Below are 12945 nucleotides of genomic sequence, written 5' to 3' on the forward strand. Positions count from 1 at the left end.
GCATAAATATGCAGCAGGAACCCCCGGTATTCAAAGAGAGAGCCCAGGTGCGGCAAGCGCTCCCGCCTGATGGCGTGCCAGCATCAGTGTTGCTGGTGGATGACAACCCCGCCAAACTTACGGCGCTTGCCGCGGTGATTGCCGACATGGGCCTCGATATTGCCACGGCGACTTCCGGGTTCGAGGCCCTGCGCCTGCTATTGCAGCGCGACTTCGCAGTCATTCTGCTCGACGTGAAAATGCCCGTGATGGACGGTTTTGAAACCGCGGCACTCATTCACGGCCGCCCGAAGTCGGCCCACACGCCCATTATCTTCGTCACAGCTGAGGCCGATACGGATTCCGAGCGTTTCCGCGGTTATACGTCCGGCGCAGTAGATTACATCTTCTCGCCGATTGTGGCCGAGGTTCTTCGCGCCAAGATCCGGGTGTTTGTCGACCTGTTCTACCTGCAGCGCAAACTGACGATGCAGGCCGAAGAATTGCTGCAATCGAAGCTGCTGCTGCGTGAACTGGCCTCCTATCAGGAGCACATCAAGGAAGAAGAGCGAAAGCGCATCGCACGCGATATCCATGACGAGCTGGGACAGAGTCTGCTGGCGTTGCGAATCGATGTCTCCATGTTGCAGGCGCGCACCAGTACCATGCACCCCAAGCTCAACGAAAAGGCCAGCGATGCTCTGAATCACCTCGATACAGCCATCCGCAGTGTCCGCAGTATCATCAATGATCTTCGGCCGCCCGTACTCGATCTGGGATTGCAGGCAGCGATCGAGTGGCAACTTGAAGAGTTCCGGCAGCGCAGCGCGATCGATTGCGTGATGTCGATGAAAGACCAGAATTTCCGTTGCGATCTTAATGAAAAATCCGCCACGACTCTGTTCCGCATCGTGCAGGAATCGCTGTCGAACATTGCCCGGCACGCGCAAGCGACACAGGTGCATATCGAGCTCTACAGGGACGGTCGCCGGCTTTACCTGCAGATCAAAGACAATGGCGTAGGCATGACGGATCGCAAAAAATTGAACTCGTTCGGGTTGGTGGGGATGAAGGAACGCATCAGCATGCTGGACGGGGAATTCACGATCGACAGCGCACCGGACAAAGGAACGAGATTAACGATATCGCTGCCACTCGACTGACCCGGATGGCATTGAAATGCTATAGCCCGGGCCCATCGGGCGGGCCAACCAGACTGCGACCACCCTCTTGATGGCGGTGCAGCCGCCAACGAATATCCCCGCTGCCGCTATCCTCGTCGGTGTTTCGGACGGTGCGACAGATTTCGAAAAAAAAAGTCGCAAACCCCGCGACGTTTCAGGGCTTGCGACTCATTGCCGATACGTCCCTCAAGCTCTCGGGACGTTTTCTACGGGTTTGCCTGCCGTGTTCATTACGGAACGTGCAGGCCTAGTTCTGTACCTCAACCGCGTTGAAATCCGGCGCGTCCGGGGCATCTGGGGCGTCGGCCACATCCGCTCTGGCTGCCCTCGCCTCAACTTTGGCAGCCTCTCTGGCTGCGTTCGCCTCGACTTTGGCAGCGTCCCGGGCCGCATCTGCAGCAGCCCTGGCAGCATCTCTGGCTGCATCTGCGTTTGCCTTGGCGGCGTCCCGGGCTGCATCTGCCGCGGCCCTGGCAGCATCTCTGGCTGCATCTGCGCCCGCTACGCCAGCAGCTTTTGCAGCGTCCCTGGCTGCATCCGCCTCAGCTCTGGCGGCGTCTCTGGCCGCATCTGCAGCAGCTTTTGCAGCATCCCGGGCTGCATCAGCATCAGCTCTGGCAGCATCTCTGGCTGCATCCGCATCGTTTCTGGCAGCGTCCCTGGCTGCATTTGCGGCATCGTTGTTGTTGTCATGCGCATTGCCTGTGCCTCTGTTCCCGGCAATACCACCATGGTCAGCGTCGCCGCGCCCCGGGCCTCCATGACCGTCAGCTCCATGACCTGCAGCACCATGACCGCCACCGCCGTCACCGCCGTGACCACCGCCTCCGGAGCCACCGCCGCCGTGACCACCACCGCCTCCGCTACCGCCATCTTTGGCATACACGCTGGAGAAACTACTGATGTAATCGGGCACCAGGACAGTCGATGCCGACAGGACCCCGCCAATTGCCAGTGCCAACAAACATTTCTTGAGCAGCATGATGCACCTCCGCTTGGAGTTGCGTCGTCATCTGCGTATCGAACGCAATGACCAGTGAGTTCGCAGCCGCCCATAGGAGCGGCCAGCCAACCGGCGCGGCCATACATCTGCAGCATTAACGAGCAGCTGCGGTTTTCGCACGATCCTTCAGAGCCAGTTGGCATTGTTGCGTGGGAAATCTTCCCACACATTAAGATTAGTGCTGTCAGCCCGAGTGTCAACGACCGAATATCAGGACTAAGGCACGTGTTGAGCAAAAACTTCAACCTGACCCATTGGAGAATCGCCTCTCACCCGATCGGCTGGTTTAACGAGACGAGTTTTTTCAATGGAATAGACCAGGAGCTGCCGGTCGGTTTTCCGGAGGGACAGGAGATGTGAGCGGAATGGGGAATTACTTTTCGGCGCTGCGCTGGGGGCAGTCAATAAATCAGGGAATCATCTGGCCGGCTCGATGGCGGAAAATGTGCACATGAACGAGGCCTGGCCAAACATGCCTGGAAGACCGAGGGAGACTGGATATAAACCGTGGTTTGCAATCCGTTTCAGAGGTCCATGCGCTGAGCGCAGCTCCTCTGCATCAATGGCCTGGCAAGTCGCCGGGGCGCGTTGAAACGCCTTCAGGCTTGCTCGCGGAACACCCGCGCCGCGACTGTGGACGAGTTGCTGTGACAGGAGATAGTCGGGGTTCCGGCCTGCGCCGCGCAGGCGAGGCCCAGAACCCTATCGGCGAGCGGATCAGGCAATACTGGCGGGGTTGGCCGGGCTTGCGCCCCACTCGAGGAAACGGATCTTGTGCACCTCGCCCTCGCTGTCTTCGTAGACCAGGGTCACCGGTACCACACCGGTCTTATCGGATGTATCAGTGCGCTGCAGTACCCTCTTCACATCGATGTCCATCCCGTAGTGGTATTCGACGGCTGAGACATGCGCGCCGGGTTCTTGCAGGCCGTTCTGGTCGAATACACTTGGCGCGAGACTGGAAATCACCGCACTTACTGCTGTGGCGATGTTCATTAGGCTGTACCTCTGCTGAAATTCGCTTGACAAGGACTAGATGTGACACGCGGTGAAAGTGAAGTTCACTCCACCCGGACGAACGACCCTTTTCCATTATTGCTTGAGTCGCCGCAGGCCCCAGCGATCCCCCATGGTTGAGCGGTTTCGACCACTCGTCCTTTATCCATGGGCGTTCTCCCAATCTGTCGATTGTTGTACCAAAGCGGCATTCATTTGCGCAGGACGTGGGAGTTGATGTGGTGGCTTGAGGATCGTTTCCCCTCGATTCCCCGAGGAATCAATTTTTTAGCTGAGGATTCCCCTATGGCATTGCCGCGAATGTGCTTTTTTCGAGGGGAAAATGACAGTGCTTTGACCTGGTTTGTTAACCCGGCCAAGGGATTTTTTATGGCTGACCAGGTTATACCCCCCCGATTTCCCCCATGGAATTTGGAAAAAAGACGAAAAAATCGGCGGGGCTCTCATCTGCCTCCCGACTCGCCGGAAACCCAGTAATGGTGCTGGCTGCGCCATCAAAACCGGCAATGCGCCACTATCCATTTCACTGCCGTTTGTCGGGACAATTGATCAAAAAATGAACGGACTCGGACTTTTTCGTTCAGAATACGCAGCAGGTGACACAGGCTCTGATCCTCACCTAGCCCCAGAAGCGGAAGTTAAACCTCATATGCACTAAGTGCGAATGGGGATTTTCATTACCTGAAAATGGAGATAATCGAATGATTAGAAGTTCATTCGCGAAGCTCACTTTTATCTCGACAGCGTAATACCGCAAGACTAATTAATAGAAATTGCTGGATCTTAATTGCAGTCAGTAACTGTAAGTTCCAGTTAAGTCCAACTGAGAGTCATGTACTGATTCACTACTAGAACAAAGAGGTAGCCGGTAACCATGGAGCTTAATATGCTTTCTTCGTCGACCGTGGAGTTTTTGCGTTTGGGCGTTGTATATGCCCACCTTATTGCCTGCTGTGTGGCAATCGGGCTTGTTTTGACCAGCGATATTGCAATGGTCAAGCAACTCCTGAAGGGGGATGCGTCAGGTCACCATGATGACGCGCACATGGAAAGTCTTCAAAAAACCGTAGTGCTTGCCCTTGTAGCTCTTTGGATTACGGGCATTGGTATTGTCGGGATAGATTATGCCGGCAAGGGGATGGAGTATTTCCTCAATCCAAAGTTGCAAGCCAAGATCGGCATAGTTGTACTGCTGACCATTAATGGCGTCGTGTTGCATAGCGCGGTATTGCCTGCTCTGAAAAAAGCCGGTTCGTTGCTCAAGCTCTCCTTCAGCCTGCGCATGCTGGCGCTGTTCTCGGGGGCGTTCTCTGGCGTGTCGTGGTTCTATGCCGCAATGCTCGGTGTTGGTCGTCCGTTGGCCTGGAAATACTCGTTGGTGGAGTTGCTGGCAGCCTATCCGGTCCTCATCGTCGGTGGATTCGGGATGATGGTGATGCTCACCATCTGGGCCAAAAACAAGAGCACGGCAGAATCTACGGAGCAAAGCACCTGGACAGTAGGAAACGCCGCCCTGGCTGGATGGTGAAGCCAGGTTGAACAAGGACGTTCAGCTTTAGCCAATAAATCCCGCTGTTAGCTGTTAACCCAATCTCACTTGAGGATACCCAAATGAAATCCATGAAAGCTCTCTTCGTCGTCGCCGCTCTGACCGTTTCCTCTCTGGCTATGGCCACAGGTGGCGGTGGTGACCGGACCATCGCACGCATGGAGAAAGCCCGGAAAGTCTCGATGGAAGCCTACCAGGTTGCACAGAAACAGAAGGCTGAAGCCGCTGTAGCTCAAAGCAAAGCCAAGGCGGCCGATCACTCCAACTCCTGATCTGTCTGGCGCGTCCCCGATCTGACAGACATATGCGGTCTCAAGCTTCAAATGCAGCACCCAAGGTTCAGCCTCTGTGCTTCTTGCCCGGCAGTCGTTTCAATCTTGGCGTTTTCGAGGGATGTTGCGCCGACTTCCAGCCGGCTTTGCCCCTTGGAATCTAAGGCAGATGAAGCCTCGCATGAGCGGTGAGCTTATCTAGAAACCGGCTTACCGTACTCTTTTGCTCTACCCCTTGACGGGTAATGCAATGAAAGGCAGAACGATAAGCCAAGCGTTGCGGCATGATCGATCGAAGCCTGCCTCGCTCGACCCAGCTCGCGGCGTAGTGGGTGGGCAGGTAACCGATGTAGGTGTCGGAAAAGACCAGCAGCGCAATGGCCTCCATCGAAAACGCGCTGACCGCGCTGGCGAACCTGAGCTCGCACGGTCGTTTGTTTTCGGCGACATAGCCTCTGTCGACATAGTCCGCTGCGCTTAACTCTTCATACGTCAGGTCCTGATCAGGGCGCTCGAAAAACGGATGCCCGTTGCCGCAATACAGGTGCTGCTCCTCTTCGAACAGCGCCTGATAATGAAGCCCCGACAATCGGTGGTGGAAGGCGCCGACGGCGACCTGGATGCGCTCTTCAAGGACCGCTTGTTCAAGTTCGTCGGGACGCATGACTTGCAAATCGATGTGGACACCGGGTTGCGCAGCACGTAACTGGGCAATGGCCGCCGGTACAGGGCTGTGCTCGAGGGTGATCAGGCTGTCGACCGTGCCGATGCGCAACAACTCCCGATGGCGCCCGCTGAGCACCGCCGTGCGCTGGCGGAAATGTCCGATGTTGGCGAACAGCTCCTGGGCTGCCGCGTAGGTTTCTTCGCCTTCTTCGGTCAACTGGAAACCGCTTTTCCCGCGTTTGCACAACGAGTAGCCGAGCCTGACTTCAAGGTCTCGAACGAGCACGCTGAGGCGCGACAGACTGGTGTTCAACGGGACCTGTGCAGCCGTAAAACCACCGGCATCCACGATCGCACAGAAGATCCGCAGCATGCGCAGATCCACATCCGTCAAATTCACCAGCATGCCGCCCTCTCCTCGTGTGTTTGCTTGCGACCGCAATCAGCCGTTCATTACACCGCCGCCATTGACGCCCAGTATCTGCCCGGTCATGAAACTGGCCTGCTCCGAGGCCAGGAAAATCACCGCGGCGGCAATTTCCTGCGCCGTTCCCAGTCGCAGCATCGGGTAACGCAGCGCTTCTTCGCGAATATAAGCCTCACCCAGGCGTTCGACCATCGGCGTCAACGTGCCGCCGGGGGCAACCCCGTTTACCCGTATACCATGGGCCGCCAACTCTCGCGCCAACGACTTGGTCAGCGCAATGATTCCACCTTTTGCAGCCGAGTAATGGCAGAGATTGGCGCACCCGAGCTGCCCAAGGTCAGAGGCGATATTGACGATGGTGCCGCTGCCCTGGCGGGTCATCAGGGCCGCCGCCGGTTTGCAGAAAAGGAACGTCCCATAGAGATGAACACGGATCATCCGGTCCCAGGCCTCGACACTGAGTTCGCTCAGCGGCGCCTCCTGCAAGAACCCCGCGTTGTTGACCAGCACATCCAGGCGTTGCAGCCCGGCAAATGCACGCTCTGCTGTTGCGGGGTCCGAGACATCACCCAGCGCAAGACGCACCTCCACGCCCCGCGCCTGCAGCTCATCGGCCAAGGCCAGCAGCACCGGACTTTCCTGCAAATCATTGAGAACGGCAAGACTGCCTTGCTCGCCAAGAGCAAGCGCGACCGCATGGCCGATGCCCTGTGCAGCACCGGTTACCAAATAGGTTTTCATGAATGACCTCAGCCTTCAGAGAATTTAGTAAGGATGCTGTTCCAGCCACTGCGCATACATGGCAATGCCTTCATGCAGGTCGAACCGGGGCCGGTAGCCCAGTTGTTCGCCCGCCGCCGAAATGTCGAAGCACGCATTTTCATCCAGTACGCTCAAAGTACCGGGGCCGATGCTGAGCTGGGCATGGGGGTAGACCTTGCGAATCCGCGCCGCGACCGCCCGGTAACTGTCCTGCTCACCAGCCGTCACATTGAACACCCGTTGTTGCAACCGCTCTTCCTGAACAGTGGCCGCCAGTACACAAGCGTGGGCGACATCCACGACGTGCACGTACTGAAAGCGGTAATCGCCGCCCTCCTCCTCATGCCACGGCTCGTTATCGATCGCGCTTCTGAGCATGCTCTTGAGGTAGCACTGCATGAACTGGCCAGGACCATAGATCCAGCCCGGTCGCAAAGACACCACGCTGACCTGGTACAGGTCGCTGTAAACCTGACCGAGCTTTTCGGTGAACACCTTGGTACAGCCATACGGCGTGGTCGGTTCAAGGGGCGCGCGCTCATCGACCACATCCATTTCCCGGTTGGGCCCGTAGGCGCATTCGGAACTGAGGTTGACCACCCGAGAAATACCGCTGAGCCGGGCGCACTCAAACACATGGGTGGTGCCCAGTGCATTGGTCAGCACCGTTTGCAGGGGAATACGCCGAGAGTCCACCGGGTGCGAGATCGCCGCGGTATGAACGATCGCGTTGACCGGACGGCTCCGGCAGCTCTCCAGCAAACTCGCCAGGTCAGCCAGATCACCTTGTACGTAACGATACGCAGCGTGCTCGATGGCGCACACCAGGCTGCGGTCGTAGCCCACTACTTCGTTACCCTGAGCCAGTAACTGACGCACCACTTCCTGGCCAAGAAATCCGTTGGCCCCGGTTACCAGTATGTTCATGATCCGTCCTCAGTAAGGATGCAGCGGCAGTGTCAAATCGCCCGCCTGCCAGCGTGAGTAGACATCGTCAGGCGTGCAGATCCAGACATCGTCATAGCGTTGTATCTGTTGGATCAGCCGCTCCAGCATCGCAATGCGTGATGCGCGACCGATCAATTGCGGGTGCATGGTCAGGATGAAATGGCTGCCGTAGTGACGCATTCCTTCCAGCTCCGCCGACCAGAGTCGAAAGACCTTTTCCGGGTCTGCGATCACACTGCCCAACGCAGGCTCTGCCGAATAGGCGAACTGCTCCCAGTCGTCCAGCAACCAACTGACGGGCAGCTCCAGCAGACTCTTCTCAGCGCTGCCGACGCGGTACGGCCGGTCATCGCCCATCAAGCTACTATCGCTGTGAAAGCCCAGGGCAATGAGCGAGTCAACGACGTCCGGGGTCAGCTCCCACAACGGTGCGCGGTAATGGGTGACCGGCCGATCCAGGAGGGTTTCGAGCAGCGCCTTGGAGTCCTTGAGAATCTGCAGATTCTGCTCGGGCGTCTGTTCATCGACACGCTCATGGAAGTAACCGTGGCAACCAATCCCGTGGCCGGCAGCTGCGATGCTGCGTACCACCTCCGGGTCGATCTCGGCCACGCGAGCGGGAATGTAGAACTGCGCCCGAAGGCCGTAGCGGGCCAGCAATTCCAGCAGGCGCGGCACGCCAACGCGGCGTCCATAGGCGCCCATCGACAGCAGCGAGAGCCGGCGCCCGTCGAGGCTGGATGGCTCCCAGGCGCTTTCTGCATCCAGGTCAAAACTCAAGGTCACAGCAAAACGTTTGTTCGCAGGCCAGGCAGTCATCAATGGATTCCTTCTACGAGCGACGCTTGATTGAGTCGGCGAGAATGCACAGCAACTCAAACATCATGGTCGCGCCCACCAGCGCCGTGGCCCCGCCCACATCAAAGGGCGGCGACACTTCCACCACATCGGCACCGATCAGATTCAGGCCTTGCAGGCCCCGGATCAGTTGCTGCGCCTGCAACGTGGTGATGCCGCCGATCTCGGGTGTGCCGGTGCCCGGCGCAAACGCCGGGTCCAGGACATCGACATCGAAGGTGACGTAGGTCGGCTCGTCGCCCACGATGCGTCGCGTCTCGGCAATCGTCGCGGCAACGCCGATGTCGGCGAACTCCTCCATATGGATCACCCGGATACCGCAGTCCTTGGCGAAGTCTTCGTCTTCTGCCGAATAGATCGAACCGCGAATACCGATCTGTACCGTGCGCGTGGGGTCCAGCAGCCCCTCCTCGACCGCACGGCGAAAAGGTGTGCCATGGGTGTAGAGGTTGTCGCCGAAGTAACGGTCATTGGTGTCGGAGTGAGCATCGAAATGGACCATGCCGATAGGCCGGTCCCGGGCGATGGCGCGGAAAATCGGCAACGTCACCAGATGATCGCCACCGACGGACAGCGGCACCGTACCGACCTCATGGACCTGCCGATAGAACGCTTCAATTCGCTTGAGGGAATCGAGCAGATCAATTGGGTTGACCGGCGCGTCGCCCAGGTCGCCGACCCGCACCAGATCATAGGGTGCGATATGGCTGACGTGGTGAACCTTGCGCATCATGCTCGACTGGTTGCGCACCTCCCGTGGACCATGCCGGGCGCCTGCGCGGTTGGTGGTGCCGCCATCCCAGGGGATACCCAGCAAGGCGATCTGGACGTCTGCCGGATCGGTGAATATCGGCAGGCGCATAAAGCTCGGTATGCCTGCAAAACGGGGGATGACGGCGGCGTCCAGAGGTTGCGGAAAGTCATTGGCCATCAAGATTACTCCTGGGTATCAGCAGATGAATTGACGATAAAAAAGGGATGTTCAGGACGTATCACGCCTTCGCCGGCATCGCACCGGCACCTCTGCGCCGGCGTTTACCCGAGAGCACGATCAGCGCGCCACTCACCAGCGACAGTGCTCCCAAATACCAGGCGGTATAGAGATCGTCCGGGGAGACCGGGTTGGCGCCTGCGGTGTAACCGATGTAGGCGAGTACAAAGAGCGCCAGCAATGCGGGGATCGACAGTAGTGTTGCGGTGAGTGCCTTGTGTTGTTTCCAGGTCATGACCATGAAGGCCGCCAGCGCCGAGATGTAGGACATCACCAGGGTGATGGTGACCACGTCGTAATACCAAACGATCTTGTCCAGCGGTTTCCACCAGAGCAAGGCAATGCCGGCGAGCGACACCAGCCCCAGGGTGAACCACGGCGCCTTGAAGCGGTTGACAGCGCTAAACGCACCCGGCAGATGCCCCTCCTCACTCATCCGATACAGCGTGCGCGCCGACGAATTGGAGGAAATCTGCAAGCCGGCGCACGCCGAGGTAATCACTACGAACAGCGCCAGCCAGGCCATGGCCGGTGGCAGGTAGACATTGGCGACAGCGGCGATCGGCCCGCCGTTGCCGTTTTCAACAATGGCAGCCAACTGCTCCACCGGAACCGCGTATTGCCAGCCGATGGCCGCCAGACTGTAGATCACGAAGGCCGAGGTCAGCACGATCAACAGTGAGCGCTGCACGGTGCGAACCGGTACGCGTGCCTCTTCGATGTAGTTAATGGCCGAGTCGAAGTTCGCCAGCATCCACACACCAAACAGCACTCCCGGGCCAATCGCCGCCAGACCACCGGCGCCTTGCAGCGAATACATCGAGGCAAACGACAGGTTCTCGACTTGAGGATGGATGAGCCCCATGAAACCGAGCCCGGCGACCACGGCTATTTCGAAAACCAGAAAGGTACTGGCAAGCTTCGCGGTCACTCCGACCCCGCGCACCGACACAGCAAAGAAGGTCACGATCAACAACGTACCGATGATCTTCGCGTTGAGTTCGCCAGCGAGCGAAGGAATCAGCGCCTGGAGGTACTCGGAGCCAATCAACGCACACATCGGCGTGACGGCGATGCAGGCAACGGCATAGGTCCAGCCCAGGATGCAACCAATATCCGGATGCAGGAAACGCGAGCAAAAGGTGAAGATGCCCCCTGCCGACGGTGCCTGACGTGTCAGCGAAACCATGCATACGGCCAGCACCAACATGGGAAAGAAAAACGCAATCAGGATCGCCAGGGGTGCCTGGTGACCGGAGATCGAGTAGAGGATCGACATTGACGAGGCGGCCACCCAGGCCGGTGCGTTGAACCCCAACGCGGAAAAACTGACGTCCTTGGTGTTGAGCTTTCCTTTGTTGAGCGCCGTGTCGAGCTCGCTGATTGCACCGTGACGGTCGTAACCGAAAAGTTCGTAGAGTTTCATGATTGTTCCCAGGCTCGTTTTTTATTGGCAGGTAGCGAAAACGCTTCTTGTAGGACAGAGCTCTTGAGCAACACCCGATCGTTGCCGGGTGTTATCGCCAACTCAAGATAGGGGGATGGCTGCGAGGCACCAATTACCAAAGACGAAAGCTGACTTGCACAAAACCGCACGGATGCCGGACGCCGGCAGGATTTATCGACAAAAAAAAGCCGAAGCCCTTAAAAGGCATCGGCTATTTTTATCGGTTGATCGTTCCCACGCTCCCGCGTGGGAATGCATCCTGTGACGCTCTGCGTCACCTCTACAGCGGACGCAGAGCGTCCGGGGCGGCATTCCCACGCAGAGCGTGGGAACGATCAAGACCATGAACGTCGCCTAAGGCGAGTTCAGCGCCATCGAGCGTTAGGGTGAAACAGGTGTAAACCTATTTCAGGACTAGACGGTCTATTGTGATTTCAAGGATTGGAAGGTGCCCGGGCACTACTCGCCACCCCGTCCAGCGGACCTTGATTGACCTGCAGTTGCCCCTTTGGCGCGCGCAATGTCCATAGCAGGTAAACTCCCACCAACCCCGCTGCCGACAGCGACAACATCCCAGCCCGTGGATCGGTGAACCAGACCTCCATATTGGCCTTGAGTATTGGCGCGACAAAGCCGCCGATGTTGCCCATGGATCCAATCAGGGCAATACCACCGGCCGCGGCAACCCCACCGAGGTAGCCGGTCGGCAGCGTCCAGAACAGCGGTTGAACGGTCACGAAACCGGCGGCTGCGAAACAGAAAGCCAGTAGTACCGGTGCAAAACTGTTGAGCAAGGCCGAGGCCGCAATACCCAGGGCAGCCATGCCCAGCATGCACATCGCCATCTTGAGATGAGCCCCATGCCGGTCGGCATAACGCGTCACAAAGTACATGGCGATGGCAGCGCACAGCCACGGTAATGAAATGAACATACCCACCTCTAAGCCGACCTTGGTCCCCAGCAGCTCCGAAATTCGGGTCGGCAGATAGAAGATGACCCCGTACACACTGACCTGAACGCTGAAGTAGATCAGGATGAACTTCAGCACCCGCTTGTTGCGCATCAGACTCAGCAGGTTGGTCGGGCCATGGGCCAGTTTCAGCTTGTCTTCAGCCTCGATCTCCTGGCTCAGGGCCGCTTTCTCTTCGCGGGTGAGCCAAGGGGCATGCTGTGGCTTACTCTTGAGGTAGAACAGCGCAATGATCCCTACGACGACCGCCGCCAGGCCTTCCACCAGGAACATCCATTGCCAGTTGGTCAGGTTGAACATGTCATGCATTTCCAGCAACCAGCCCGACATTGGACTGCCCAGCATCAAGGCCATTGGCAAGCCGAAATAGTAGATGCCGATAGCCTGGCCGCGACGCTGGGCCGGAAACCAGTAGGTCAGGTACAGGATCACACCCGGGGAAAAACCCGCTTCGGCCACGCCGAGCAGAAAGCGCAGCACGTAAAACGTTGTTTCATCCCGGGTGAACATCATGGCGGCGGACACCAGCCCCCAGGTGATCATGATCCGGCTGAGCCAGACTCTCGCGCCGACGCGGTGCAACATCAGATTACTCGGCACTTCGAAGATGGCATAACCGATAAAGAAAATACCCGCACCCAGGGCGAAGGCCGCATTGCTCAAGCCGATATCGGTCTGCAGTGCCGCCTTGGCGAAACCGACGTTGGAGCGATCGATCATTGCCAGGGCAAACATTAAAGCGAGGAACGGCAACAGCTTCCATCGACACTTGGCAATGGCGCTCTCGATGGCTGCCGCGTGATCCGGTCTTGTGGTGTTTTTGGTCATCATTTGTGTGCCTTATTATTATTGTCCAGCGATCACTGTTTTT

At 58.0% G+C, this 12945-nt stretch carries 13 protein-coding genes; 4 read left to right on the forward strand and 9 right to left on the reverse strand.

What is annotated here, in order from left to right:
- Positions 1-8: 8 nt before the first annotated feature.
- Complete coding sequence (locus AC07W5_RS16635; RefSeq protein ID WP_494991702.1) at positions 9-1142, forward strand: ATP-binding response regulator; 1134 nt, start codon at positions 9-11, stop codon at positions 1140-1142.
- Between the two features lie 522 nt (positions 1143-1664).
- Here AC07W5_RS16635 and AC07W5_RS16640 read toward each other — a convergent pair.
- Positions 1665-2036 carry a hypothetical protein gene (locus AC07W5_RS16640; RefSeq protein ID WP_495012260.1) on the reverse strand — a complete coding sequence of 124 codons (372 nt, stop codon included), beginning with the start codon at positions 2034-2036 and terminating at the stop codon, positions 1665-1667.
- Positions 2037-2391: 355 nt separating this feature from the next.
- Here AC07W5_RS16640 and AC07W5_RS16645 point away from each other — a divergent pair, with 355 nt between their 5' ends.
- Positions 2392-2526 (forward strand): hypothetical protein, encoded by a 135-nt coding sequence (locus tag AC07W5_RS16645; RefSeq protein ID WP_495012259.1) that lies wholly within the window; start codon positions 2392-2394, stop codon positions 2524-2526.
- A gap of 357 nt (positions 2527-2883) precedes the next feature.
- Here the strand turns inward: AC07W5_RS16645 and AC07W5_RS16650 are convergent, their stop codons facing one another.
- Complete coding sequence (locus AC07W5_RS16650; RefSeq protein ID WP_495012258.1) at positions 2884-3162, reverse strand: DUF2790 domain-containing protein; 279 nt, start codon at positions 3160-3162, stop codon at positions 2884-2886.
- Positions 3163-4057: 895 nt separating this feature from the next.
- Between AC07W5_RS16650 and AC07W5_RS16655 the strand changes: the two genes are divergently transcribed.
- Both AC07W5_RS16655 and AC07W5_RS16660 read left to right on the forward strand, forming a co-directional pair.
- Positions 4058-4711, forward strand: coding sequence for a hypothetical protein (locus tag AC07W5_RS16655; protein ID WP_494991705.1), 654 nt, complete (start codon positions 4058-4060; stop codon positions 4709-4711).
- 83 nt (positions 4712-4794) lie between these two features.
- Positions 4795-5004, forward strand: coding sequence for a co-regulatory protein PtrA N-terminal domain-containing protein (locus AC07W5_RS16660; protein ID WP_494991706.1), 210 nt, complete (start codon positions 4795-4797; stop codon positions 5002-5004).
- A 160-nt stretch (positions 5005-5164) separates the two neighbouring features.
- On the opposite strand, the gene AC07W5_RS16665 is transcribed toward AC07W5_RS16660, so the two are convergent.
- From AC07W5_RS16665 to AC07W5_RS16695, 7 genes are all read right to left on the reverse strand, one after another.
- A complete protein-coding gene (locus AC07W5_RS16665) occupies positions 5165-6076 on the reverse strand; it encodes a LysR family transcriptional regulator (protein WP_495012256.1) in 912 nt (303 codons plus the stop codon).
- Positions 6077-6112: 36 nt separating this feature from the next.
- Positions 6113-6838: an SDR family NAD(P)-dependent oxidoreductase gene (locus tag AC07W5_RS16670; RefSeq protein WP_495023846.1), complete on the reverse strand. Its 726-nt coding sequence runs from the start codon at positions 6836-6838 to the stop codon at positions 6113-6115.
- A 24-nt stretch (positions 6839-6862) separates the two neighbouring features.
- The gene (locus AC07W5_RS16675) at positions 6863-7786 is read right to left on the reverse strand and encodes an NAD-dependent epimerase/dehydratase family protein (protein WP_495012254.1); all 924 of its coding nucleotides are present in this window, start codon (positions 7784-7786) and stop codon (positions 6863-6865) included.
- A gap of 9 nt (positions 7787-7795) precedes the next feature.
- Positions 7796-8626 carry a polysaccharide deacetylase family protein gene (locus AC07W5_RS16680; protein ID WP_495023847.1) on the reverse strand — a complete coding sequence of 277 codons (831 nt, stop codon included), beginning with the start codon at positions 8624-8626 and terminating at the stop codon, positions 7796-7798.
- Between the two features lie 13 nt (positions 8627-8639).
- Positions 8640-9596 carry an agmatinase gene (speB, locus tag AC07W5_RS16685; protein WP_495023848.1) on the reverse strand — a complete coding sequence of 319 codons (957 nt, stop codon included), beginning with the start codon at positions 9594-9596 and terminating at the stop codon, positions 8640-8642.
- 61 nt (positions 9597-9657) lie between these two features.
- Complete coding sequence (locus tag AC07W5_RS16690; protein ID WP_494991712.1) at positions 9658-11082, reverse strand: APC family permease; 1425 nt, start codon at positions 11080-11082, stop codon at positions 9658-9660.
- Positions 11083-11537: 455 nt separating this feature from the next.
- Positions 11538-12905: an MFS transporter gene (locus AC07W5_RS16695; protein WP_494992918.1), complete on the reverse strand. Its 1368-nt coding sequence runs from the start codon at positions 12903-12905 to the stop codon at positions 11538-11540.
- Positions 12906-12945 lie beyond the last annotated feature (40 nt).

The organism is Pseudomonas sp. GW821-FHT01E05 (assembly GCF_059422425.1).

Bases quoted from the DNA above. Each gene is read 5' to 3' on its own strand.
- AC07W5_RS16635 (WP_494991702.1), top strand. From the start codon at position 9: ATGCAGCAGGAACCCCCGGTATTCAAAGAGAGAGCCCAGGTGCGGCAA.
- AC07W5_RS16640 (WP_495012260.1), bottom strand. From the start codon at position 2,036: ATGGCGGTAGCGGAGGCGGTGGTGGTCACGGCGGCGGTGGCTCCGGAG.
- AC07W5_RS16650 (WP_495012258.1), bottom strand. From the start codon at position 3,162: ATGAACATCGCCACAGCAGTAAGTGCGGTGATTTCCAGTCTCGCGCCA.
- AC07W5_RS16655 (WP_494991705.1), top strand. From the start codon at position 4,058: ATGGAGCTTAATATGCTTTCTTCGTCGACCGTGGAGTTTTTGCGTTTG.
- AC07W5_RS16660 (WP_494991706.1), top strand. From the start codon at position 4,795: ATGAAATCCATGAAAGCTCTCTTCGTCGTCGCCGCTCTGACCGTTTCC.
- AC07W5_RS16665 (WP_495012256.1), bottom strand. From the start codon at position 6,076: ATGCTGGTGAATTTGACGGATGTGGATCTGCGCATGCTGCGGATCTTC.
- AC07W5_RS16670 (WP_495023846.1), bottom strand. From the start codon at position 6,838: ATGAAAACCTATTTGGTAACCGGTGCTGCACAGGGCATCGGCCATGCG.
- AC07W5_RS16675 (WP_495012254.1), bottom strand. From the start codon at position 7,786: ATGAACATACTGGTAACCGGGGCCAACGGATTTCTTGGCCAGGAAGTG.
- AC07W5_RS16680 (WP_495023847.1), bottom strand. From the start codon at position 8,626: ATGACTGCCTGGCCTGCGAACAAACGTTTTGCTGTGACCTTGAGTTTT.
- speB (WP_495023848.1), bottom strand. From the start codon at position 9,596: ATGGCCAATGACTTTCCGCAACCTCTGGACGCCGCCGTCATCCCCCGT.
- AC07W5_RS16690 (WP_494991712.1), bottom strand. From the start codon at position 11,082: ATGAAACTCTACGAACTTTTCGGTTACGACCGTCACGGTGCAATCAGC.
- AC07W5_RS16695 (WP_494992918.1), bottom strand. From the start codon at position 12,905: ATGATGACCAAAAACACCACAAGACCGGATCACGCGGCAGCCATCGAG.